Source organism: Streptomyces sp. DSM 41931, from assembly GCF_050271085.1.
Lineage (GTDB): Bacteria > Actinomycetota > Actinomycetes > Streptomycetales > Streptomycetaceae > Streptomyces > Streptomyces albogriseolus.
This window is the reverse complement of record NZ_CP189902.1, coordinates 5,035,763-5,059,543: the sequence shown is the minus strand read 5'-3', so window position 1 is coordinate 5,059,543 and position 23,781 is coordinate 5,035,763. Positions and strand designations below refer to the sequence as shown.

Annotated in this window: 21 protein-coding genes; 5 read left to right on the top strand and 16 right to left on the bottom strand. The window is 73.1% G+C overall.

Annotated elements, in window-relative coordinates:
- Positions 1-52: 52 nt before the first annotated feature.
- Complete coding sequence (locus tag ACP7TJ_RS23485) at positions 53-1,003, bottom strand: 2-hydroxyacid dehydrogenase (RefSeq protein ID WP_427765135.1); 951 nt, start codon at positions 1,001-1,003, stop codon at positions 53-55.
- Between the two features lie 75 nt (positions 1,004-1,078).
- Here ACP7TJ_RS23485 and ACP7TJ_RS23480 point away from each other — a divergent pair, with 75 nt between their 5' ends.
- Both ACP7TJ_RS23480 and ACP7TJ_RS23475 read left to right on the top strand, forming a co-directional pair.
- A complete protein-coding gene (locus ACP7TJ_RS23480; RefSeq protein WP_376725870.1) occupies positions 1,079-2,077 on the top strand; it encodes an aldo/keto reductase in 999 nt (332 codons plus the stop codon).
- Positions 2,078-2,186: 109 nt separating this feature from the next.
- On the top strand, positions 2,187-3,332 hold the full coding sequence (locus ACP7TJ_RS23475; RefSeq protein ID WP_425950435.1) for a PQQ-dependent sugar dehydrogenase: 1,146 nt from the start codon (positions 2,187-2,189) through the stop codon (positions 3,330-3,332).
- Here ACP7TJ_RS23475 and ACP7TJ_RS23470 read toward each other — a convergent pair.
- The 6 genes from ACP7TJ_RS23470 to ACP7TJ_RS23445 form a co-directional block, all read right to left on the bottom strand.
- Positions 3,325-3,567 carry a DUF6191 domain-containing protein gene (locus ACP7TJ_RS23470; protein ID WP_401544625.1) on the bottom strand — a complete coding sequence of 81 codons (243 nt, stop codon included), beginning with the start codon at positions 3,565-3,567 and terminating at the stop codon, positions 3,325-3,327. The two genes, ACP7TJ_RS23475 and ACP7TJ_RS23470, sit on opposite strands and share 8 nt — an antisense overlap.
- 43 nt (positions 3,568-3,610) lie before the next feature.
- Positions 3,611-6,718 (bottom strand): helix-turn-helix transcriptional regulator, encoded by a 3,108-nt coding sequence (locus tag ACP7TJ_RS23465; protein WP_404716039.1) that lies wholly within the window; start codon positions 6,716-6,718, stop codon positions 3,611-3,613.
- A gap of 152 nt (positions 6,719-6,870) precedes the next feature.
- Entirely contained in the window at positions 6,871-7,131 is a 261-nt protein-coding gene (locus tag ACP7TJ_RS23460; RefSeq protein ID WP_370164937.1) for a hypothetical protein, read from the bottom strand.
- Positions 7,132-7,221: 90 nt separating this feature from the next.
- Complete coding sequence (locus tag ACP7TJ_RS23455) at positions 7,222-7,779, bottom strand: GNAT family N-acetyltransferase (protein WP_093768052.1); 558 nt, start codon at positions 7,777-7,779, stop codon at positions 7,222-7,224.
- On the bottom strand, positions 7,757-10,003 hold the full coding sequence (locus ACP7TJ_RS23450; RefSeq protein ID WP_193459873.1) for an MMPL family transporter: 2,247 nt from the start codon (positions 10,001-10,003) through the stop codon (positions 7,757-7,759). The genes ACP7TJ_RS23455 and ACP7TJ_RS23450 overlap by 23 nt, the downstream gene beginning before the upstream one ends.
- A 205-nt stretch (positions 10,004-10,208) precedes the next feature.
- Positions 10,209-10,589: a hypothetical protein gene (locus ACP7TJ_RS23445; protein ID WP_367452756.1), complete on the bottom strand. Its 381-nt coding sequence runs from the start codon at positions 10,587-10,589 to the stop codon at positions 10,209-10,211.
- A gap of 186 nt (positions 10,590-10,775) precedes the next feature.
- Between ACP7TJ_RS23445 and ACP7TJ_RS23440 the strand changes: the two genes are divergently transcribed.
- Positions 10,776-11,579, top strand: a complete 804-nt coding sequence (locus tag ACP7TJ_RS23440; protein ID WP_167744746.1) for an SAM-dependent methyltransferase — start codon at positions 10,776-10,778, stop codon at positions 11,577-11,579.
- Positions 11,580-11,645: 66 nt separating this feature from the next.
- Here the strand turns inward: ACP7TJ_RS23440 and gatB are convergent, their stop codons facing one another.
- From gatB to ACP7TJ_RS23395, 9 genes are all read right to left on the bottom strand, one after another.
- Positions 11,646-13,157 carry an Asp-tRNA(Asn)/Glu-tRNA(Gln) amidotransferase subunit GatB gene (gene gatB / locus ACP7TJ_RS23435; protein WP_167744745.1) on the bottom strand — a complete coding sequence of 504 codons (1,512 nt, stop codon included), beginning with the start codon at positions 13,155-13,157 and terminating at the stop codon, positions 11,646-11,648.
- 16 nt (positions 13,158-13,173) lie between these two features.
- On the bottom strand, positions 13,174-13,413 hold the full coding sequence (locus ACP7TJ_RS23430; RefSeq protein ID WP_033276008.1) for a hypothetical protein: 240 nt from the start codon (positions 13,411-13,413) through the stop codon (positions 13,174-13,176).
- A complete protein-coding gene (gatA, locus tag ACP7TJ_RS23425; protein ID WP_093768057.1) occupies positions 13,410-14,906 on the bottom strand; it encodes an Asp-tRNA(Asn)/Glu-tRNA(Gln) amidotransferase subunit GatA in 1,497 nt (498 codons plus the stop codon). The genes ACP7TJ_RS23430 and gatA overlap by 4 nt, the downstream gene beginning before the upstream one ends.
- 6 nt (positions 14,907-14,912) lie before the next feature.
- A complete protein-coding gene (gene gatC / locus ACP7TJ_RS23420; RefSeq protein WP_006130840.1) occupies positions 14,913-15,209 on the bottom strand; it encodes an Asp-tRNA(Asn)/Glu-tRNA(Gln) amidotransferase subunit GatC in 297 nt (98 codons plus the stop codon).
- Positions 15,210-15,375: 166 nt separating this feature from the next.
- Positions 15,376-17,628, bottom strand: a complete 2,253-nt coding sequence (locus ACP7TJ_RS23415) for a putative bifunctional diguanylate cyclase/phosphodiesterase (RefSeq protein WP_367452753.1) — start codon at positions 17,626-17,628, stop codon at positions 15,376-15,378.
- A gap of 259 nt (positions 17,629-17,887) precedes the next feature.
- On the bottom strand, positions 17,888-20,083 hold the full coding sequence (gene ligA / locus ACP7TJ_RS23410; RefSeq protein ID WP_189912089.1) for an NAD-dependent DNA ligase LigA: 2,196 nt from the start codon (positions 20,081-20,083) through the stop codon (positions 17,888-17,890).
- A 14-nt stretch (positions 20,084-20,097) separates the two neighbouring features.
- On the bottom strand, positions 20,098-21,105 hold the full coding sequence (locus ACP7TJ_RS23405; protein WP_266400935.1) for a methionine synthase: 1,008 nt from the start codon (positions 21,103-21,105) through the stop codon (positions 20,098-20,100).
- Between the two features lie 144 nt (positions 21,106-21,249).
- Complete coding sequence (locus ACP7TJ_RS23400) at positions 21,250-21,948, bottom strand: SDR family oxidoreductase (RefSeq protein WP_167744741.1); 699 nt, start codon at positions 21,946-21,948, stop codon at positions 21,250-21,252.
- Between the two features lie 18 nt (positions 21,949-21,966).
- Complete coding sequence (locus ACP7TJ_RS23395; RefSeq protein ID WP_193459879.1) at positions 21,967-22,506, bottom strand: TIGR00730 family Rossman fold protein; 540 nt, start codon at positions 22,504-22,506, stop codon at positions 21,967-21,969.
- A gap of 79 nt (positions 22,507-22,585) precedes the next feature.
- On the opposite strand from ACP7TJ_RS23395, the gene ACP7TJ_RS23390 reads away from it, so the two are divergent.
- Positions 22,586-22,927, top strand: coding sequence for a DUF427 domain-containing protein (locus ACP7TJ_RS23390; RefSeq protein WP_266400929.1), 342 nt, complete (start codon positions 22,586-22,588; stop codon positions 22,925-22,927).
- Between the two features lie 61 nt (positions 22,928-22,988).
- Positions 22,989-23,768, top strand: coding sequence for an alpha/beta fold hydrolase (locus ACP7TJ_RS23385; RefSeq protein ID WP_376725874.1), 780 nt, complete (start codon positions 22,989-22,991; stop codon positions 23,766-23,768).
- Positions 23,769-23,781 lie beyond the last annotated feature (13 nt).

The window sequence follows — 23,781 nt, the reverse complement described above, 5'->3', positions numbered from 1 at the left end:
GCCGCCGCGTACCCACCGCTCCCGGGGGGTCGCGGACGGTACTCGAAGCGGACTACACGTCTTCCGTTCCCGTCACCAGGATCACGTTCCCGAGCGCTTCGCGGTTCACGTATCGGCGCAACTGGTCGCGCAGCAGCCGCTTGGCGCGGGGGAGGAACGCGGATGTGGGTCCGCCGACGTGCGGGGTGATCAGGACGCCCGGCGCCCGCCACAACGGGTGGCCGGCGGGCAGGGGTTCGGGGTCGGTGACGTCGAGGGCCGCGGTGATGCGGCCGCTCTCCACCTCGTTGAGCAGGGCCTTGGTGTCGACGACCGGTCCGCGGGCGACGTTCACCAGCAGGGCGCCGTCCTTCATCCGGGCCAGGAACCCGGCGTCCACGAGGTGCCGGGTGCCCTCGGTCAGCGGGGTGCACAGGACGACGACGTCCGCCTCCGGAAGCAGCGAGGGAAGTTCGGTGAGCGGATGCACCGGCCCGCGCTCCGTTGTGCGCGCGGAGCGCGCGACGCGCGCCACCCGCGCGAGCTCGAAGGGGGCGAGCCGGTCCTCGACGGCCGCGCCGATCGAGCCGTACCCGACGATGAGGACGGTCCGGTCGGCGAGCGCCGGCCGGAACCCGCCCTGCCACTCCCCCCGGTCCTGGGCGCGCACGAAGCCGGGGATGCCGCGCAGCGAGGCGAGGATCAGGGTGAGCGTGAGCTCCGCGGTGCTGGCCTCGTGCACCCCGCGCGCGTTGCACAGCCGCACCCCCGTGGGCAGGTCCTTCAGCCCGGGCTGCACATGGTCGATGCCGGCCGACAGGGTCTGCACCACCCGCACTGACCGCATCCGGGACAGCGGACGCAGGCACACCTCGGCGGGCTTCATGTACGGCACGACGTAGAAGTCGCACTCCTCCGGGGCGGCCGGGTACGTCTCGGCGCCGTCCCAGAAGTGGTAGCGCGGCCCCTCGGGGAGCCCGTCGATCTCGTCCGGGGGAATGGGAAGCCACACGTCAGGAGTCATGCCACGGAGGCTAGTTCAGGCCGCCGGAACGGCAGAGGTTAGGTTGGGGGACCGGAGAGGGAGGGTCACGAGCAGGTGGAGCGCAGGACGATCGGCGCGGCGGCGCTCTCGGTGGGCGCCGTAGGCCTCGGATGCATGCCGATGAGCTGGGCCTACAGCACGTCCAGGCAGCGCGGCGAGGAGTCGCTGAGGGCGGTGCACCGGGCGCTGGACACGGGCTCGTCCCTCCTCGACACCGCCGACATGTACGGCCCGTTCACCAACGAGCTGCTGCTCGGGCGGGTGTTGAAGGAGCGGCGTGCCGACGCCTTCGTGTCGACGAAGGTCGGGCTGCTGGTGGGCGACCAGCACATCGTGGCCAACGGCCGCCCCGAATACGTCAGGCGGGCCTGCGACGCGTCGCTGCGGCGGCTGCAGACCGACGTGATCGACCTTTACCAGCTGCACCGCGCCGACCCGGAGGTCCCGGTCGAGGAGACCTGGGGCGCGATGGCGGAGCTGGTGCGGGCGGGCAAGGTGCGGGCGCTGGGCCTGTGCGCGGTCGGGGCGCGCTCGTCGCGGCGGCCGGGGGCGCGGCTGCACGACGCGACGGTCCGGCAGCTGGAGCGGGTGCAGCAGGTCTTCCCGGTGAGCGCGGTGCAGGCGGAGCTGTCGGTGTGGTCGCCTGAGGCGATGGAGACGCTGCTGCCCTGGTGCGAGGCGCGGAGCGTGGGTTTCCTGGCCGCGATGCCGTTGGGCAACGGCTTCCTGACCGGGACGCTGACGCCCGGCGAGGGGTTCGAGGCGGACGACCTGCGCGCCCGGCATCCGCGGTTCACGGCCGAGATGATGGCCGCGAACCAGCCGATCGTGGCCGGTCTGCGCCGGGTCGCGCGCCGGCACGGGAAGCACGTCACCCCGGCACAGGTCGCCCTGGCCTGGGTGCTGGGCCGGGGCCGCCAGGTGATCCCGGTGCCGGGCGCCAAGCAGGAGCGGTGGGTGACGGAGAACGCGGCGGCGGCGGAGCTGCGGCTGACCGGCGAGGACCTGGCGGAGATCGCGAGCCTGCCGCCGGCGCAGGGGTCGTGGGACTGAGGTCCTCACGAGGTTCGGCCCCGGCGAAGCGGGAACCTGGGAGGCGCGAGCGGTGTATGACAGACAGAACCCGCCGCGTCGAAGGGACGAGATCGTGCAACGACGAGCCGTGCCGGCCGTGCTGGCCGCCGCCGCGCTCCTGCTGACCGCCGGCTGCTCCTCCGACGACGGAGCGCCGCCGGAGAAGGACGCCGCCGCCTCCTCGGCCGGCGCCGCGGCCCCGTCCTCCCCGTCCGGGAAGGCGGAGGAGACCCCGCCCGCGAAGGGCTCGGTGACGGTGGTCCGTACGGTGGCGACGGGGCTGGCCGGCCCCTGGGGTCTGGCCCCGGTCGGGGACGGTGACCTCCTGGTGTCCTCCCGCGACGAGGCCACGCTCACCCGGATCGACGGGAAGACGGGGAAGAAGACCGAGCTGGGCGAGGTGCCCGGGGTGGCGGCCGAGGGCGAGGGGGGTCTGCTGGGCATCGCCCTCTCCCCCGACTTCGCCTCGGACCACATGATCTACGCCTACTTCACCTCCGCCTCCGACAACCGCATCGTGCGGATGCTCTACAACGAGCGGAAGCCGGCGGGCGAGCAGCTCGGGGCGCCCGACACGGTGTTCCGGGGCATCCCCAAGGGCGTGATCCACAACGGCGGGCGGATCGCCTTCGGCCCGGACCGCATGCTCTACGCGGGCACGGGCGAGAGCGGCGACACCGGGCTGTCCCAGGACAAGGAGTCCCTCGGCGGCAAGATCCTGCGGATGACCCCGGACGGCGAGCCGGCCCCGGGCAACCCGTTCCCCGGCTCCCCCGTGTACTCCTACGGCCACCGCAATGTGCAGGGCCTGGCCTGGGACCGTGAACAGCGGCTGTTCGCCTCGGAGTTCGGCCAGAACACCTGGGACGAGCTGAACGCGATCGCGCCGGGCGACAACTACGGCTGGCCGGAGGCCGAGGGCCACGCGGACGAGGGCGGTTTCCACAACCCGATCGCGCAGTGGAGCACCGAGGACGCCTCTCCCAGCGGCATCGCGTACGCCGAGGGGTCCGTCTGGATGGCGGGGCTGCGCGGCGAGCGGCTGTGGCGCATACCCCTCAAGGGCACGGAGGCCTCCGCGAAGCCGCAAGCGTTCCTGGAGGAGGAGTACGGCCGGCTGCGCACCGTGGTCGCGGCGGGCGGCGACCGGCTGTGGCTGGTGACCAGCAACACGGACGGCCGGGGCAGCCCGGAGCCGCAGGACGACCGCGTGCTGGAGCTGCGGGTCAGCTAGCCGGCGTCCGTCCCCCGGCGGAGGCGTCCGGGGCGTCGCCGGTGCCGTCGGCGTGGTCCGTCTCCTCGTCGGCGGGGGCCGGCCGGCGGACGGTGACCTTCCCGGAGGCGAGGTCTATCGGCCCGCGTCCGGGGTCGGCGTCGCCGACGTCCTCCCGGGTCAGCGCCAGGCGTTTCTGCTCGTCCTGGGTGTGTTTGCGCCCAGGGGAGAACAGTTCCTCGAAGGCGTTGAACATCGCTCCCCTTTCACCGGGCCCCGGGTGCCGGGCCGTCTGCGTCCTACACCGATTGTCGCGCGGTGGCGAGATGTCCGGATCCGTCGGGAAAGCCGTCCGGGAACAGGCCCAGGCGGTGGGCCACCGCCGCCGCCTCGCCGCGGCCGGAGACGCCCAGCTTGGCGAGGATGTTCGACACATGGACGCTGGCCGTCTTCGGCGAGATGAACAGTTCCTCGGCGATCCGCCGGTTGGTGTGCCCGGCCGCCACCAGACGCAGCACGTCCCGCTCCCTGCTGGTCAGGCCGAGCGCCTCGGCCGGGTCGGCGGGCGCCGGGGCCGGCTCCTCGCGCGGGGCGGGCGTCAGCGCGAGGCGGCCGCGGCGGGCCAGCAGCGCGGCGTCCCGGGCCAGCGGCGCCGCGCCCAGGTGGGAGGCGACGGCGTCGACCAGGCGCAGCAGCTCGGTGGCGCGGGCCCGTTCGTCCTCGCCCCCGCCGGCGGCCAGCAGCGCCTCGGCGAGCCGGAAGCGGGCGCAGGCGAGATCATGGGGCCGCCCCAGCGGCTCCAGCGCCGCGACGGCCTCGGACCAGGCGTCCGGCTCGCTCCGGCCGTCGGCGCGCAGCAGTTCGGCGCGCAGCCACTGGTCGTGGGCCTTCCACAAGGGCACCCCGGTGGCGAGATTCCTCGCCGCCCGGCGGATCCGGTCGAGGACCTCGGGGCGGCCCGGTTCGGTCGCGGGGTCGCCGTACCGGTCGGCCTCGGCGGTGGTGGCGGCGAGCAGCAGGGGCCACGCGTAGCGCTGGGTGCCGGGCGGGAAGCCGGCGTCGAGGGCGGCGGACAGTTCGGCGCGGGCCTCCTCAGGGCGGCCTTCGGCGGCGGCGACGCGGATGGCGACCCACTTCATCGGGAGGGCGTACTGGGGCATCGGGTCGTGGGTGCCGAAGTGGGCGCGGGCCTCGGCGAGGCAGCGGGCCGCCCCGGCGGTGTCGCCCCGGAGGTAGGCGAGATGGGCCAGGCGCAGCGAGCCGCCGGCGCGCGGCTTGGCGCTCTGCTCGGACCCCTGCGCGCTGGCCGCGGCGCGGGCGGCGTCCTCCCAGCGTCCGACGGACAGCAGGGACTCGGCGAGGTTGCCCCACACCCACCCTTCGGAGTCCAGCAGGCCGAGCCGCCGGGTGACCCGGACGCCCTCCTCCAGGAGCCGTACGGCCTCCTCGGAGCGGCCGACGCCCTCCAGCACGGAGGGCAGGTTGACGAAGGCTCGGGCCAGCACCATGTCGACGCCCAGGTCGGTCGCCCGTTCCTTGACCTCGTACATCTCGGCGAGCCCGGCCTCGATGTCGCCGGCGTCGACCATGAGGCCGCCGAGGATGAGCCGGGCGTTGAGCTCGATGTCGTGGGCGCCGACCATACGGGCGTACTCGACGGCGCGTTCCGCGGCGGCCATGGCGTCGGGGCCGGGTTCGTGCAGCATCGACCAGCCGGCGGCGGAGGCGAGCACCTCGGCGTGCACCTCGGAGGGCGGCAGTCCGCGCACGAGTTCCTGAGCGGTGCCCAGCTCCTCCCAGCCGTCGCCGCGGGCGAGGGCCTGGGTGAGCCGGGAGCGCTGCACCCAGAACCAGGCGGCACGCAGCGGGTCGGGGTCCTCGTCGAGGAGGCGCAGCGCCCGCCTGGTGAGCTTCAGGGAGCGTTCGCGTTCGCCGCAGAGGCGGCCGGCGACGGCGGCCTCCGCCAGCAGGTCGAGGTAGCGCAGCGGCCGCGTGGCGGTGTCGTCGGCGCAGGGGTCCTCGTCGCAGCCGGGCGGCGGGGGCGGGTAGGCCTCGGCGTGGTCGAGCGGCCGCAGCCCGGCGCGCACGGTGTCGGGCACGGCGTCCCACAGCTCCATCGCCCGCTCCAGCAGGCGCAGTTGCTCGGCGTAGGCGTGACGCCGGCGGGCCACGACGGAGGCGTCGAGGACGGCGGGCAGGGCCTTGGCGGCGTCGTGGGCGTGGTACCAGTAGCTGGCCAGCCGGGTGGGCCGCTCGTCCGCGGGGACGAGCACGGGGTCGGCCTCCAGGGCCTCGGCGAAGCGGCGGTTGAGCCGGGACCGCTCGCCGGGCAGCAGGTCGTCGCTGACGGCCTCGCGGACCAGGGAGTGCCGGAAGCGGTAGCCGTCGCGGTCGGGGGCCGGGGTGAGGATGCTGGCGTTGACGGCGGCGCGCAGGGCCTCGATGAGATCGTCCTCGCCGAGCCCGGCGACGGCGGCGAGCAGCCGGTCCTCGACCGTGGAGCCGCCCTCGGCGACGATCCGGACGACCCGCTGGGCGCTCTCCGGCAGGTTCTCGACCCTGACCAGGAGCAGGTCGCGCAGGGAGTCGGTGAGACCGGTGCGGCAGCCCTCGTCGGCGGCGACGGCGAGCTCCTCGACGAAGAAGGCGTTGCCGTCGGAGCGTTCGAAGATGTCGTCGACGCGGTCCGGTTCGGGTTCGCGGGCGAGGATGCCGGCGATCTGCCGGTGCACCTCCTCGCGGCTGAAGCGGCCCAGTTCGACGCGGTGGACGGTGCGCAGCCGGTCGAGTTCGGCGAGGAGGGGGCGCAGCGGGTGGCGGCGGTGGATGTCGTCGGACCGGTAGGTGGCGAGGACGACCAGGCGGCCGGTGCGCAGGGTGCGGAACAGATAGGCGAGCAGATGGCGGGTGGAGGCGTCGGCCCAGTGCAGGTCCTCCAGGACGAGGACGACGGTGTGCTCGGCGGCGACCCGTTCCAGCAGGCGGGCGGTGAGCTCGAAGAGGCGGGCCATGCCCTGCTCGTCGCGGCGGGCCTCGCGGGCGGCGGCGACGGCGAGCTCGGGCAGCAGCCGGGCCAGTTCCTCCTCCTGCCCGTCGGCGGCGGCCGTGAGCTGGTCGGGCAGTTCCCGGCGCAGTTGGCGCAGGGCCGTGGAGAAGGGGGCGAAGGGCAGGCCGTCGGCGCCGATCTCCACGCATCCGCCGAGGGCGACGATCCCGCCCCGGTCGCGGACGGTGGCGGCGAACTCCTCCACGAGGCGGGTCTTGCCCACCCCGGCCTCGCCGCCGACCAGCAGCGCCTGCGGTTCACCGGCGCCGGCCCGGACGAACGCGTCGATCAGGGTGGCGAGTTCGGCGGTGCGGCCGACGAAGACGGGACTGACGGACTTGGTCTCCACGCCCCCGAGCATCGCACGGGCCCGCGAGGAGGGCGCAGTGGTTTTCCTCTCCTGGCGCACCGGCACGGCGCCCCCTCCTTCTCGTCCCGAACGCCTTCCTGGGCCGTGTGCACCGACGACGGGGCGGCGGCCGCTTCCGTGCGGCCGCCGCCCCTGGGCGGTGCTCATGCGGTCCGGGCGAACCAGGACCGGCGCCGGGTATGGCTCTCGGGTTCGGCGCCGCGTGCGGCGGTTCCGCGGCGGGCGGCGCGGCGGACGCGTACCGCCTCGCGGACCCGGCGCTCCGTCTCGGCCCGGCGGATCAGCTCGTCGTGGCGGAGCCGGTGCAGCTCGATCTCGAACATGATGGTGTCCCCCTCGGATCCGGTGTCGGTATCGCTTTCTGCGATGCCTTCACCTTCGTCTCCAAGGCGGTCGAGCCGCATCGGGAGAGTTCCATATCTTCGCGGGCGGTGATGCCTTAGAAGTGGAGCGCCTTGCCGGGCCGGCGCCTAAGAGGGTGCTTAGGACCCTCCTCAGGAGGCCGCGCGGGCGCGCCATTCGGGGGCCAGCAGGGACCAGACCTCCAGGTCGTGCCGTACGCCGTGATGGAGGTGGGCCTCGCGGCGGACGCCGTCGCGGGTCATGCCGAGCCGGCGGGCGACGGCGACGCTGGCGGTGTTGCCGGACGCGGCGACCCATTCGACGCGGTGGATGCCGCGCTCCTCGACGGCCCAGTCGATCAGCACGCGCATCGCGCGGGTGACCAGCCCGCGTCCGGTGCCGGCGGGCTCCAGCCAGCAGCCGAGCTCGCAGGTGCCGGCCGCCGCGTCGAAGTTCAGGGTGAGGACCCCGCCGACCAGCTTGCCGTCGAGCCACAGCCCGTGCACCCAGGCGGTGTCGGCGGCGCGCAGGTCGGCGTAGCGCTGGAGCGCCTCCCGCGCGGTGTCCAGGTCGGTGGCGCGGGAGCCGAAGGGGACGTACCGGTTGATGAACTCGCGGCCCCGGTCCAGGTGGGCGAGGAACTCCTCGGCGTGCCAGATCTCCAGGGGGCGCATCTCGGCGCCGTCGTCACCCAGTCGTATCGCGTACATCCCGCTGCCGCTCCTCCTCCGCCAGCACGTCCGCCACCTCGGCGTCCGTGACGGCGGCCAGCCTCTCATGGGCGGCACGGCACTCGGGCGGCTCGATGCTGATCCGGGGCAGGATCCGGTCCAGCCACTTCGGCAGCCACCAGTTGGCGCCGCCGAGGAGGTGCATCAGCGCGGGCACGAGCAGGGTGCGCAGCACGAAGGCGTCGAGGGCGACGGCCGCGGCGAGGGCGATGCCGAACATGGCGATCACCCGGTCGCCGCTGAGCACGAAGGCGAGGAAGACGGAGATCATGATCACGGCGGCGGAGTTGATCACGCGGCTGGTCTCTGCGAGGCCCACGCGCACGGCCCGCCGGTTGTCGCCGGTCTCCAGCCATTCCTCGTACATCCGGCTCACCAGGAAGACCTGGTAGTCCATCGACAGCCCGAACAGCACCGACACCATGATCACAGGCAGGAAGGGTTCGATGGGGCCCGCGCTGCCGAGGCCGAGCAGTTCGCTCCCCCAGCCCCACTGGAAGATCATGACGACCACGCCGAACGCGCCGGCGACGGCGGCCACGTTCATCGCGGCGGCCTTGAGCGGTATGCCGATGGAGCGGAACGCGAGGAGCAGCAGCAGACAGCCCAGGCCGATCACGACCCCCACGAACAGGGGCAGCTTGCCGACGATGACGGAGGCGAAGTCGTCGTAGCCGGCCGTCACGCCCCCGACGTGCACGTCGAGCGACGTGCCCGACTCGGCGCGGGGCAGCACGTCCTCGCGCAGCCGGTCGACCAGGTCGCTGGTCTGCTTCGACTGCGGGGACGAGTCCGGTACGACGGTGAGGAAGGCGGTGTCGCCGCCCTGGTTGTACGTGACCGGCGACGCGGAGGCGACGCCCTCGGTGGTGCGCAGGGTGGAGCCCAGGTTGTCCAGGGCGAGCCGGTCCTGGGCGCCGTCGACCTCGGTGACCAGGGTGAGCGGCCCGTTCACGCCCGGTCCGAAGCCGTCGGCGATGAGGTCGTAGGCCTGGCGGGTGGTGGAGGTCTTCGGGTCGTTGCCCTGGTCGGAGGTGCCCAGGTGGAGCGAGAAGGTGGGCAGCGCGAGGACGGCCATCACGGCGACGGCGAGCGCGCCGAGCAGCTTGGGGTGGCGCTCCACGAACGCCGACCAGCGGGCGGCGAACCCGGTGGGCACCTCCGGCTCCGGTCCGTGCTCGGCGAGCCGGCGCCGCTCCCGGCGGCTGAGGGCGCGTGTGCCGATCAGCGACAGCAGGGCGGGCAGCAGGGTGACGGAGGCGGCGACGGTGAGGACCACGGTGAGCGAGGCGGCCACGGCGACGCCGTTGAGGAAGTTCAGGCGGAGGATCAGCATGCCCAGCAGGGCGATGCACACGGTCGCACCCGCGAACACGACCGCCCGGCCGGTGGTGGCGACGGCGTTGGTGGCGGCCTCGGTGACGCTCAGGCCGCGCTTCAGTCCGCGACGGTGCCGGGTGACGATGAACAGCGCGTAGTCGATGCCCACGCCCAGCCCGATCAGCAGGCCGAGCATCGGCGCGAAGTCCGCGACGGTCATCACATGGCCGAGCAGCACGATGCCCGCGTAGGCGGTGCCCACGCTCACCAGCGCGGTGGCGATGGGCAGCAGGGAGGCGGCGAGGGAGCCGAAGGCGAGGAACAGCACGACGGCGGCGACGGCCACGCCGACGATCTCGGCGGTGTGCCCGCCGGACGACTCGCTCAGCTCCACGGCGCTGCCGCCCAGCTCGACGTCCAGCCCGTCGGTCTCGGCGGCCTTCGCCGTCTTGACCACGGCCTCGGCCTCACCGCTGGTGATGTCCGTGCCGGAGTGCTCGAAGGTCACGGTGGCGTAGGCGGTACGGCCGTCGGCGCTGACGCGTCCGGCGCCCCCCTCGTCGTACGGGCCGCTCACGGAGGCCACGCCGGGCAGCTCCTCGAGCCGGTCGAGGGTGTGGGTCATGGTCTGCTCGACGCCGCTGTCCCGGACGGTGCCGGAGGATGTGTGCCAGACCACGCTGTCGCTGTCGCCCCCCAGCGAGGGGAAGCCTTCCTTCAGCAGCTCGGTGGCGCGCCCCGACTCGGTGCCGGGCACGTTGTAGTCGTTCGAGTAGGCGGAGCCGGCGGCGAAGGCGCCCGCCGCGATTCCGACCAGGGCGAGCAGCCACAGCAGAACGGTGACCAGACGGCGCTGTACGCACCAACGTGCTAGGGCTGCCACAGACGTGCTCCCGGTATGGCTCGGGGTGGATCTTTGAGCGGATGCCGTCGGCGAACAGCCGGACGGATCGCAAAGAACGCATGAGCAATGCCCTGCCACTGTTACAGGCGAAAATGATCGTTTGTCGCTTTCGTGGACTAACTCACATTTCTTCTTGAGTTCGTCTCCGCGCTGGTCACGAGGGGCGCGCGGGCCGCCGACCGCCTCAGTCGAAGTGGTCGCCCAGCGCCATGACCATGACGCCCGCGACGGTCGTCCACAGCGCCCTGCGGGTGCGTCCGCGCGCGCCCAGCACGGCCGCCAGGGCGCAGACGGCGGCCCCGCAGGCGTAGGCGGCCAGGACGAGGGCCGGGGCGGCGTCGGCGGCACGGAGCGCGGTGGCGGCCGTTCCGGCGAGGGCGAGCAGGGCGCCGGTGCCGACGGAGCCCCAGCGTGCCCGCCGCGCCTGCTCGAGGAGGAGGTCCTCGTCCTCGGCCTCCGGGAGGTCGTCCGGGAGGTCTTCCGGGAGGTCCCGCGGGGCGTCCTCGGTCGGCTCCGGGGTGGTCTGAGTGTCCGGGGGCAGGTCGGAGTCAGGGCGTCCACTCATGGCCGGAGCGTAGCGCCTCACCTCCGGAAACCCGGATGCGGGTCCACCCGCACAGCTGTTAGCGTCCGTCGGTCCGACACATCCGCGGCACTGCGCCGCCGGCCGAAGCAGGTGCTTTGATGCTTGTCCGTCCGACCTCCGACGCGACCCCTTCCCTCTTCACGGCCTCAAGGAGCCCGTTCACCGATGTCGGACATCACATCGAACACCTCGCACGACGACCTCGCTAGCCTCCTCAGCCTGCCCCGGTACCCCCGCAGCAGCGCCTACGACCCGCGCTGGACCATCGACAACCAGATGGGCCCGCACGCGCTGTGGCTGCTGGAGTGGCTGGCCCCCGCCCTCGGTCTGGACACCCTGCGCCCGGGCGCCCGGGTGCTCGACCTGGGCTGCGGCCGCGCCCTGACGTCCGTCTTCCTCGCCCGGGAGTACGACGTCCAGGTCACCGCCGCCGATCTGTGGATCACGCCGGACGAGAACGCCCGCCGGATCGCCGAGGCGGGCGTCGCCGACCGCGTCCAGCCCGTCCTCGCGGAGGCGCACGACCTGCCCTTCGGGGAGGAGACCTTCGACGCGATCGTCTCCGTCGACGCGTACCAGTACTTCGGCACCGACGATCTCTACCTGCCGACGCTGACCCGGCTGCTGAAGCCCGGCGGCCGGATCGGGGTCGTCGTCCCGTCCCTGTCCGAGGAGATCGAGGGCAGCGAACCGCCGGAGCACCTGAGGCCCTTCTGGGAGCCCGCGTTCTGGTGCTTCCACAGCCCCGCCTGGTGGCGCCGCCACTGGACCCGCAGCGGCGCCGTGGACGTCCTGGCGGCCGACTGGCTGGAGGACGGCTGGCGGGAGTGGCTGCTGTGGTGCGACGTGGTCGCCGAGCACCACACGGACGAGTTCCATGTGCGGATGGGCCGGGAGAACGGGCGGCTGGTGCGCGCCGACCAGGGCCGCACGCTGGGCTTCACCCGTGTGGTGGGCCGCCGCCGCTGACCCGCTCGTCGCACGGGAAGGGGGCGCACCCGGCGGGTGCGCCCCCTTCCCTCATGCCGTACCGGCTCAGCCCTCGACGCCCAGCTTCTGAAGGATCAGCTCCTTCACCCGGGCCGCGTCCGCCTGACCGCGCGTGGCCTTCATGACCGCGCCGACCAGTGCGCCGGCCGCGGCGACCTTGCCGCCGCGGATCTTGTCGGCGATCGCGGGGTTGCCGGCGATCGCCTCGTCGACGGCGGCGGTGAGCGCGCCCTCGTCGGAGACGACCTTCAGACCGCGCTTCTCCACGACCTCGTCGGGGGTGCCCTCACCGGCGAGGACGCCCTCGATGACCTGGCGGGCCAGCTTGTCGTTCAGGTCGCCCTTGGCCACCAGCTCGGTCACCCGGGCCACCTGCGCCGGGGTGATCGCCAGCTCGTCCAGCGCCGTGCCGGACTCGTTGGCGCTGCGGGCCAGCTCGCCCATCCACCACTTGCGGGCGGAGGCCGCGTCGGCGCCGGCGTCGATCGTGGCGACGATCAGGTCCAGCGCACCGGCGTTGAGGATCGCCTGCATGTCGGTGGCGGAGACGCCCCACTCCTCGCGGAGCCGGTTGCGGCGCACCAGCGGCAGCTCGGGCAGGCCCGCGCGCAGCTCCTCGACCCACTCCCGTGACGGGGCGACCGGCACCAGGTCGGGCTCGGGGAAGTAGCGGTAGTCCTCGGCCTCCTCCTTCACGCGGCCCGAGGTCGTGGACCCCGTGTCCTCGTGGAAGTGCCGGGTCTCCTGCACGATCGTCCCGCCGGACGACAGCACGGCCGCGTGCCGCTGGATCTCGAAGCGGGCGGCGCGCTCGACGGAACGCAGCGAGTTGACGTTCTTCGTCTCGCTGCGGGTGCCGAACTTCTCGGCGCCCTTCGGCATCAGCGACAGGTTGACGTCGCAACGCATCTGGCCCATCTCCATGCGGGCCTCGGACACGCCGAGCGCGCGGATGAGCTCGCGCAGTTCACGGACGTACGCCCGCGCGACCTCGGGAGCGCGCTCGCCGGCGCCGACGATCGGCTTGGTGACGATCTCGATGAGCGGGATGCCGGCGCGGTTGTAGTCGAGCAGCGAGTGCGAGGCGCCGTGGATGCGGCCGGTGGCGCCGCCGACGTGCGTCGACTTGCCGGTGTCCTCCTCCATGTGGGCGCGCTCGATCTCCACGCGGAAGACCTCGCCGTCCTCCAGCTGCACGTCGAGGTAGCCGTCGAAGGCGATCGGCTCGTCGTACTGGGAGGTCTGGAAGTTCTTCGGCATGTCCGGATAAAAGTAGTTCTTCCGGGCGAAGCGGCACCACTCGGCGATCTCGCAGTTGAGCGCGAGGCCGATCTTGATCGCGGACTCGACGCCGGTCGCGTTGACGACCGGGAGCGCGCCGGGCAGGCCGAGGCAGACCGGGCAGGTCTGGGTGTTGGCGTCCTGACCGAGGGCCGTCGAACAGCCGCAGAACATCTTGGTCTTGGTGCCGAGTTCGACATGGACCTCGAGGCCCATGACGGGGTCGTACGACGCGAGCGCGTCCTCGTACGACACCAGGTCGGTCGTGGTGGTCACGGTGAAAACTTCCCTCTCAGCCCAGCAGGACGTCGTCGTCGCCCAGCCGCTTCAGCTCGCGGTAGAGGATGGCGAGGCCGGTGACGATCGCGGCGGCGGACACGGTCGCGTCGATCAGGACCAGGGTGTCCTTCTCGGCGCGCGCCGTCTTCAGCCGCTTGGCGACGCCGAACGCGCCGAACGCGGTGGCGGCCATGGACAGGTACGTACCGGACCGGGACTTCTTGAAGCCCTTGGCCTTGGTCAGTGCACTCACAGCGACGGAGCCTCCTCGAGCAGCGGGTGGCCCCACTTTTCCACGAAGGCGGCCTCGACGGCGGCACCCACCTTGTAGAGGCGGTCGTCCTTCATGACCGGGGCGATGATCTGCAGCCCGACCGGCAGGTTGTCCTCCGGCGCGAGGCCGCAGGGCAGCGACATGGCGGCGTTGCCCGCCAGGTTGGTCGGGATGGTGCACAGGTCGGCGAGGTACATCGCCATCGGGTCGTCGGCGCGCTCGCCGATCGGGAAGGCGGTGGTCGGGGTCGTCGGGGAGACGATCACGTCGACCTGCTCGAAGGCCTTGTCGAAGTCCCGCTTGATGAGCGTGCGGACCTTCTGGGCGCTGCCGTAGTACGCGTCGTAGTAGCCGGAGCTGAGCGCGTACGTGCCGAGCATGATGCGGCGCTTGACCTCGTCGCCGAAGCCGGCCTCACGGGTCAGCGAGGTGACCTCCTCGGCGGAGTGCGTGCCGTCGTCGCCGACGCGCGCGCCGTAGCGCAGGCCGTCGAAGCGGGCGAGGTTGGAGGAGCACTCGGAGGGCGCGATCAGGTAGTACGCGGAGAGCGCCAGGTCGAAGGACGGGCAGTCCAGCTCGACGATCTCGGCGCCCAGCTCCCTGAGGAGCTCGACCGACTCGTCGAACCGCTGGACGACGCCGGCCTGGTAGCCCTCGCCGCGGAACTGCTTGACGACGCCGACGCGCATGCCCTGGACGCTGCCGTTACGGGCGGCCTCCACGACCGGCGGGACCGGCTCGTCGACGGAGGTGGAGTCCATCGGGTCGTGCCCGGCGATCACCTCGTGCAGCAGGGCCGCGTCCAGGACCGTGCGGGCGCAGGGGCCGCCCTGGTCGAGGGAGGAGGAGAACGCCACCATGCCGTACCGGGACACCGCGCCGTACGTCGGCTTCACGCCGACCGTGCCGGTGACGGCGGCCGGCTGGCGGATGGAGCCGCCGGTGTCGGTGCCGATGGCGAGCGGCGCCATGTGCGCGGCGAGCGCGGCGGAGGAACCGCCGCCGGAGCCGCCGGGGATGCGGGTGAGGTCCCACGGGTTGCCGGTCGGGCCGTAGGCGCTGTTCTCGGTGGAGGACCCCATGGCGAACTCGTCCATGTTGGTCTTGCCGAGGATGACGACGTCGGCGGCCTTGAGGCGCTTGGTGAGCGTCGCGTCGTACGGCGGGATCCAGCCTTCGAGGATCTTGGAGCCGACGGTGGTCGGGACGCCCTCGGTGGTGAAGATGTCCTTCAGCGCGAGGGGAACGCCGGCGAGCGGGCCGAGCTTCTCGCCGCGCTCGCGCTTGGCGTCGACGGCGCGGGCCTGCGCGAGGGCGCCCTCACGGTCGACGTGCAGGAAGGCGTGCACCTTCTCGTCGACGGCCTCGATGCGGGCCAGGTGGGCCTCGGTGACCTCGACCGCGGTGAGCTCGCCGGAGGCGATCTTCGCCGCGGTCTCGGCCGCGGTGAGCTTGATGATCTGATCGCTCATGGCGGTTTACTCCTCCCCCAGGATCTGCGGCACCTTGAAACGCTGCTGCTCCTGGGCCGGGGCGCCGGAGAGCGCCTGCTCGGGGGTGAGCGAGGGACGGACCTCGTCGGCCCGCATGACGTTCGTCAGCGGGAGCGGGTGCGAGGTCGGCGGTACGTCTTGGTCGGCGACCTCGCTGACGCGGGCGACCGCGCCGATGATGTCGTCGAGCTGGCCCGCGAAGTGGTCGAGCTCTTCGGGCTTCAGCTCCAGACGCGCCAGCCGGGCGAGGTGGGCGACCTCCTCGCGCGTGATGCCAGGCATGCAGCGATCCTCTGGGGTGAGTGTGTGTGGTTTGGGACCAATCCTATGGGGCGGGGCCCCATGCCCGTGAAACCTCCGCTCTGAGCGCCCCGTGAGGGGCGCGGGGAACGGCGCGAGCAGCCACGGCGAACCCGCGGCCGAAGTACGGCGTGTGTCAGCCGGGGGGCTAGTCCTCCGCCGTGCCCGTCGCAGCGGGCAGGGCCGCGGCCGGCCGCTGCCAGCCCCGGGAGCCCCGGGCGAGGAGCCAGGCCGTCGTCTCGTCCGGGGGCATCGCGGCGGCGACCAGCCAGCCCTGGACCGCGTCACAGCGCAGGTCCCGCAGGCGTTCCCAGGTCTCGTCGTCCTCGACGCCCTCCGCGACCACCAGGAGCCCCAGCGAGTGGGCCAGGTCGATGGTGCAGCGCACGATCTCCGCGTCCTCCGCGTCGATCGCCAGCCGGGCCACGAAGGAGCGGTCGATCTTCAGCTCACTCACCGGCAGCCGCCGCAGATGCACCAGCGAGGAGTAGCCGGTGCCGAAGTCGTCGAGGGACATCTTCACGCCGTGCCCGGTCAGCGCGTTGAGGGTGTCGGCGGCCCGCGTGGGGTCCTCCAGCAGCACGTGCTCGGTGATCTCCAGCTGGAGCGCTCCCGCGGGCACCCCGTAGCGGGCGAGGCGCGCGGCGACGGAGCCGGCGAAGCCGGGGCTGTGGACGTCGCGCGGCGAGACGTTGACGGCGACCGGCACGAACAGCCCCTGGGAGCGCCACTCGGCGACCTGCCCGAGCGCGGTCTCCAGCACGTACTCGGTGAGCTGCGGCATGAGCCCGGACGACTCGGCTATCGCTATGAACTCGTCCGGGGGGACCCGCCCGCGCTCCGGGTGCACCCACCGCACCAGCGCCTCAAGACCGGAGACCTGGCCGTCGAAGCGGACCTTCGGCTGGTAGTGCAGCTCCACCTCGTGCGCGTCGAGGGCGCGCCGCAGATCGCCCAGCAGCCCCAGCCGGTCGGGGGTGTTGGAGTCCCGCTTGGACTCGTACGCCTCGACTCCCGTGCGGTCCCGCTTGGCCTGGTACATCGCCACGTCCGCCCGCCGCAGCAGCCCTTCGGCGTCGGACGCGTGGTCCGGGAAGACGGCGACTCCCGCGCTCGCCTCCAGGACGAGGGTGAGCCCGTCGAGGTCGAGCGGGGAGCTGAGGGCCGCGACCAGTCCGCGGGCGGCGCGGGTGGCGGACGTCGTGGAGTCCGCCACGGGCAGTAACACGGCGAACTCGTCGCCGCCGAGCCGCGCGGCCTCCGCCCCGCGCGGCAGGGCCGCTCTCAGCCGGTCGGCGATCTGCAGCAGCAGCCGGTCGCCGGCGAGATGGCCGAGGGTGTCGTTGACCGACCGGAAGCGGTCGAGGTCGATGAGCATGAGCGCGGCGCGGGAGCCGGCCCGCTCGGCGTCGTCCAGCGCGGTCCAGATGCGCTCCTGCAGCCACTGCCGGTTGGGCAGTCCGGTCAGGGGGTCGCGCAACTGCTCCTCGGCCCGCGCGCGGGCGATCCACAGGGTGGAGTCGAGGGCGATCAGCGGGATGGCGAACAGCGGCAGCAGCACGGGCTTGGCGTCGGCGACCACGCACACCAGCGGGGCGATGCCGAGCAGGGCGACCGCGACGAGACCCTGGCGGACCAGGGCGGTGCGGGCGACGGTGGGCAGGCCCGAGCGCGGGGTGTGCAGGTACCACAACAGGGTGCGGGTGACCGCGAGATAGGCGGCGGCGACGAGCACCACCCCGGGACCGGTGTAGAGGGTCCAGGTGTCGGGGGTGGACGGCGACTCGACGGACGGCACGGTGCCGAAGGCGGCCAGGACGAGCGCTCCGGCGCCGATGCCGAGCAGGTCGACCGCGCCGTGCAGCACGCCCTGCCGCCAGCGGCCCCGGCGGGCTATGCCGACCAGGACGACGACGGTGAGGCTGACCATGCCGGCCGGGACCCAGCCGTAGAGCAGCAGCACGGCGAGGGTGAGGGCCGCGCCGGAGCCGGTGCCGCCCCACCAGCGGGAGCGGCCCAGCATCACGAGGTGGCCGACGACGATGCCGGTGAGCACGGCCAGCGACCAGCCGACCGTGCCGGACGGGAAGAGGGCGTGCCCGCCGGTGAAGGCGCGCAGGAAGCCGGCGCCGAGGACGAAGCCGGCCGCCGCGACGACCGCGGTGGGCAACGCGGGCCAGGACGGGTGCCGTTCGGTCTCCGTCGCGGCCTCTCCGATGCCGTGCCCGCCGGCCGGGCGTGCCGCGCCGGCGTCGCGCGCGTCCGCGGCGCCCGCCCCGGTGCGCCCCCGCGCGTCCGGTCGCTCCGCGGGCCGCCCGTCCTCACGGCCGCGCCGCCGGACGACCGCCAGGCGGCGCAGGCGCAGCCGTGAGCCCGGGGCGGCGCTCTCGGTCGGTTCCATTCCCGTCCCTCTCACAGCCGGCGGTGCCCACGCCACGCGGCCCGATGCCCGACATCCCTCAGCGGCTCGCCGTGGAAAGCCCTTCCCCGGACCCGTCACGGGTACGGGAGTTGCCCCGACCGCAACTGGGCACGGCGGGCGCACATCTCAACAGTAGGCCGCGGAAGGCTTGTACGGGCACCGGTCGCCGACGGTTGCCCGAATGCGCCCCAGCCACCCGTATGCATCTGATATGCGCCGATCGGGTGGCCTTCAACCGCTATTCCTCGGCCGAAAGAGCGGCGTCGGCCGCGGCGTCGGGACCCTGCTCCAGAAGCACCTGGAAACCGTCCTCGTTCAGAACCGGCACCTTCAACTGCATCGCTTTGTCATACTTCGACCCGGGGTTGTCACCCACGACGACGAACGACGTCTTCTTGGACACCGATCCGGTCACCTTGGCGCCCCGGTTCTGCAGCGCCTCTTTCGCGCCATCCCGGGTGAAGTTCTCCAGCGTCCCGGTCACCACGACCGTGAGTCCTTCGAGCGGACGCGGGCCCTCGTCCTCGCCGGACCGCTCGTCCTCCATGCGGACTCCGGCCGCCTTCCACTTGCGGATGATCTCCCGGTGCCAGTCCGCGGCGAACCACTCCTTGAGGGAGGCGGCGATGGTCGGGCCGACGCCCTCGGTGGCCGACAGCTCCTCCTCGGTGGCCTGCTCGATGCGGTCGATGGAGCGGAACTCGCGGGCCAGCGCCTCCGCCGCCACCGGGCCGACGTGACGGATCGACAGGGCGGTGAGCACCCGGGCCAGCGGGCGCTCCTTGGCCGCCGCGATGTTCTCCAGCATCGCCAGCGCGTTCTTCTTGGGGGCGCCCTCCTGGTTGGCGAAGACCGTGGCGATCTTCTCCTCGCCGGTCTTCGGGTCCCGCTTGGGCAGTCCGCTGTCCTGGTCGAGGACGTACGCCTTGATGGGCAGCAGCTGCTCGACGGTGAGGTCGAACAGGTCGCCCTCGTCCTTCAGCGGCGGCTCCTCCGGCTCCAGCGGGCCGGTGAGGGCCGCGGCGGCGACGTACCCGAAGTGCTCGATGTCCAGCGCCTTGCGGCCGGCCAGGTAGAACAGCCGCTCGCGCAACTGGGCCGGGCACGTACGGGCGTTGGGGCAGCGCAGGTCGACGTCGCCCTCCTTCATCGGCCGCAGCGGCGTGCCGCACTCGGGGCACTCGGACGGCATCACGAACTCCCGCTCGCTGCCGTCCCGCAGGTCGGCCACCGGGCCGAGGATCTCGGGGATGACGTCGCCGGCCTTGCGCAGCACCACCGTGTCGCCGATCAGGACGCCCTTGGCCTTCACCACGTCCTGGTTGTGCAGCGTGGCGAACTCGACCTCCGAGCCGGCCACCGTCACCGGCTCGACCTGCGCGTACGGCGTGACGCGGCCGGTGCGGCCCACGCCCACCCGGATGTTCACCAGCTTGGTGTTGACCTCCTCCGGCGCGTACTTGTACGCGATGGCCCAGCGCGGGGCACGTGAGGTGGTGCCGAGGCGTCCCTGGAGGGAGATCTCGTCGAGCTTGACCACGACGCCGTCGATCTCGTGCGCCACGGAGTGGCGGTTCTCGCCGTAGTACGCGATGAACTCCCGCACGCCCTCCAGGCCGTCGACCACCCGGTTGTGCGGGGAGGTCGGCAGGCCCCACTCCTTCAGCAGGTCGTAGCCCTGGGAGAGCCGGGTCAGGCCCTTGTAGCCCTCGAGCACGCCGATGCCGTGCACCACCATGTGCAGCGGGCGGGTGGCGGTGACCCGGGGGTCCTTCTGGCGCAGCGAACCGGCCGCCGCGTTGCGCGGGTTGGCGAACGGCTTGTCGCCGGCCCCTACGAGGCGGGCGTTGAGCTCCTGGAACTTCTCCATCGGGAAGTAGACCTCGCCGCGGATCTCCACGACGTCGGGCACCTTGTCGCCCTTGAGGCGGTCCGGGATCTCGGCGATGGTGCGGACGTTGGGCGTGATGTCCTCGCCGGTGCGGCCGTCGCCGCGGGTCGCCGCGCGGACCAGCCGTCCGCGCTCGTAGGTGAGGTTGACCGCGAGGCCGTCGACCTTCAGCTCGCACAGGAAGTGGTAGGTCTGGTCGCCCAGTTCCCGGTGGATGCGGTCGGCCCAGGCGGCGAGGTCCTCGTCGTTGAACGTGTTGTCCAGGGAGAGCATCCGGGAGCGGTGCTCGACGGAGGTGAACTCCGTCTCGTAGGCCCCGGCGACCTTCTGGGTCGGCGACTCCGGCGTGCGCAGCTCCGGGTAACGCTCCTCCAGCCCCTCGAGCTCCCGCAGCAGGCGGTCGAACTCCGCGTCGCTGACGACGGGCGCGTCGTTCACGTAGTACCGGAAGCGGTGCTCCTCGATCTGCTCGGCGAGCGTGGCGTGCTGCTCCCGCGCTTGTGCGGGCACGCTCGTCGTCTCCGCTTGCTTGTCGCCGGCCACCGTGTGTCCTTCCGTTACTCAGGGTTGTCCGCGAGGGATCTCGCCGCCCGGACGCAGTGGGCGTAGACCGATCGCGCGTACCCCGGGGATGCCCCCGCGAGTCCGCACGCCGGGGTGACCGTGACCGCCTCCGGGAGGAGTCCCGGCCGCAGCCCCAGCCTGCGCCAGAGCGTCCTGACACCCATGACGCTACCGGCAGGGTCCGACAACGGGCCGTCCGTGCCCGGCACGACACCGGCGAACAGCCGGGTCCCGGCCTCCACGGCCTCCCCGATCGCCTCGTCGTCACGCTCGGTGAGGAGGGAGAAGTCGAACGAGACCGCCGCCGCGCCGGCCCGGCGCAGCAGGGCGAACGGGACGTCCGGGGCGCACGAGTGGACCACGACCGGCCCGCCGTCGTGCACGCCGACCACGTCGCGCAGGGTGGCCTCGACGACCTGGCGGTCGACCGCGCGGTGGGTGCGGTAGCCGCTGGCCGTCCTCACCTGACCGCGCAGGACGGCGGTGAGGGAGGGCTCGTCGAGCTGGAGGACGAGCCGCGCGCCGGGGACGCGGCGGCGCACCTCGTCGAGGTGCAGGCGCAGGCCCTCGGCGAGGGAGGCGGCGAGGTCGCGGCAGGCGCCGGGGTCGGAGAGGGCTGCCTCGCCGTTCCTCAGCTCCAGGGACGCGGCGAGGGTCCACGGGCCGGCCGCCTGGACCTTCAGCAGCCCCTCGTAGCCCTGTGTGAACTCCTCCAGCGCGTCCAGGTCCTCGCCGAGCCAGGAGCGGGCGCGGCGGGTGTCCCGGCCGGGACGGTCGCCGATCCGCCAGCCGCTGGGCTCCACGCGCGCGTAGAGCTCGACGAGCAGGCCGGCGGTGCGGCCGATCATGTCGGCGCCGGGGCCGCGGGCGGGGAGTTCGGGGAGGTGGGGGAAGTCCTCGAAGCTGCCGGTGGCCGCCTTGGCGGCCTCTCTCGCGTCGGTGCCGGGGAGGGAGCCGATGCCGGTGGCGGGGGCGGGTGGGAGGTGCGGGGTGTCGTTCACACGGGAAGCGTACGCAGTGGGGCGCCGGGGTTTTTCGCCCCCGCCGCCCCTTCCCGTCCCGTCCCTGGGGCTGCGCCCCGGACCCCCGTCGGCCCTGCGGGCCTCGTCCTCAAGCGCCGGACGGGCTGGAATTGCCGGACCGGCTCAGTTGCCCGGTCGGACCGTCAGGTCGTTCACTTCCGCGTCTCTCGGGAGGTCGAGGGACATGAGGATCGTCGTGGCCACCGACTCGGGGTCGATCCACTTCTCCGGGTCGTAGTCCTTGCCCTCCTGCTGGTGGACCTTGGCCTGCATCGGGCTGGCGGTGCGGCCGGGGTAGACCGAGGTGACCCGGACGCCGCTCGCGTGCTCCTCCGCGCGGAGGGAGTCGGCGAGAGCCTTCAGGCCGTGCTTGGAGGCCGCGTAGGCGGACCAGTCGGCGTGGGCGCTCAGGCCGGCGCCGGAGTTGACGAAGACCACGTGGCCGCGGCTCGCGCGGAGCTGGGGCAGGAGGAGGCGGGTCAGTTCGGCGGGGGCGACGAGGTTGACGTTGAGCTGGTGGCGCCAGCTCTTCGGGGTGAGCTCGCCGACCGGGCCGAGGTCGACGACGCCCGCGACGTGCAGCAGCGAGTCCACCCGGCCGGGCAGCGACTGGTGGGAGAACGCCCAGCTGAGCCGGTCGGGGTCGGCCAGGTCGCCGACCAGGGTGCGGGCACCGGGGAACTCGGCGGCCAGCTCCTTCGCGCGGCCGGCGTCGCGCGCGTGGAGCACGAGGTCGTCCCCGCGCGCGTGGAGACGGCGCGCGACGGCCGCGCCGATGCCGGAGCCTGCTCCGGTGATCACATGTGTAGCCATGACCGCCATGCTCGCATCACCGCGCGGTCAGACGACGCCCAGGCTCTCCTCCAGGTAGGCCAGCGCGCCAACCGGCTCTTCGGCGAAGAACACCAGCTCGGCGAGCGGGCGGGGCAGGAAGCCCTCGTCCTCCATGCGGCGGAACTGCTCCTTGAGCCCGTCGTAGAAGCCGGCGGAGTTGAGCAGCACCACCGGCTTGTCGGTGTGGCCGTGCTTCTTCAGCTCCAGGATCTCGGTCGCCTCGTCCAGCGTTCCCGTGCCGCCGACCATGATCACGACGGCGTCGGCCTTCTCCAGGAGGAGCCGCTTGCGCTCGGCGAGGTCCTTGGCCACGACCATCTCGTCGACGCCGGGGCGTGCCTTCGCCGCGAGGAACTCCACCGAGACGCCGAGGAGCCGGCCGCCGGCCTCCTCCACCCCGTCGGCGACGACCTTCATCAGGCCGACGTCCGAGCCGCCCCAGACCAGGGTGTGCCCGCCCTTGCCGAGCAGGTGCGCGAACTCCCGCGCGGGGCGTGTGTAGCGGTCGTCGAGGTCGGCGGCGGAGAGGAAGACGCAGATGTTCACGGCCGTCAGCCTACGCCCGGGAAGAAGCCCGCCCCGAGGGGTGCTGTACGGGGGAGGACCGACTGCCGAGGAGGACGCCGTGACCACAGGCCATCGCATCACCGTCGAGCGGGGCGACCGGCGCGTGCGCGTGGTGCGCGACGGGCGGGTGCTGGCGGAGAGCGACCGGGCGCTGGTGCTGCGCGAGACGGGCTGCCCCGCGCGCTGGTACATCCCGCCGGAGGACGTGCGGCTCGACCTGCTGACGCCGTCCGCGACGCACACGTACTGCCCGTTCAAGGGGACCGCGTCGTACTGGTCGCTGCCGGACGCCCCCGACCTGGTGTGGTCGTACCCGGACCCGAAGCCGGCGGTGGCGCCGATCAAGGACCACCTGTGCTTCTACGACACGGACGTGGACGGACCGCGCGCAGGGGTGTGATCGGCGGACGCGCCGCCCGCCTCACGGACGATTTCCGTGCCGTGCGGCAGTCTGCTGAGACATGGACCAGAACATCTCCTCGCGCGACGGCACCTCCCTCGCCTACGAGAGCGCCGGGCGCGGCGCCACGATCGTCCTCGTCAGCGGCGCGATGTCGACGGGCGCCACGGTGGCGCCGCTGGCCGCCCCGCTCTCCGAGCGGTTCCGGGTGGTGGTCTACGACCGCCGCGGCCGGGGCGCGAGCGGTGACACGCCGCCGTACACGGTGGAACGCGAGGTGGAGGACCTGGCGGCGCTGATCGAGGCGACGGGCGGCGAGGCGGCGCTGTACGGCGTCTCCTCGGGCGGCGCGCTGGCGCTGCGGGCGGCGGCAGGCGGGCTGCCGGTGCGCCAGGTCGCGGTGTACGAGACGCCGTACGCGATGTCGCAGGAGCACCTGGCGGAGCGCGCCCGGTACACCGAGGAGCTCACCGCGGCCCTGGAGGAGGGGCGGCGGGGCGACGCGGTGGAGCTCTTCCTCCAGCTCACCGGCCTCGACGACGCGGTGATCCGGAGCGCGCGGCAGTCGCCGATGTGGGCGGGCATGGAGACGCTGGCGCCGAGCCTGGCGTACGACGACGCCGTGATGGGCGACGGGGGCGTGCCGCGGGAGTCGCTGGCGTCGATCGGGGTGCCGGTGCTGTCGATCGCGGGCGACGCGAGCCCCGCGTGGATGCGTCAGGCGGCGCGGGCGATCGCGGAGTCGGTCCCCCGGGGCACGTACCGCACCCTGGGGGGCCAGACCCACATGGTGGAACCGGACGTCCTGGCGCCGGTGCTGGCGGAGTTCTTCTCGCGGTGAGCGGCCGGGGCGG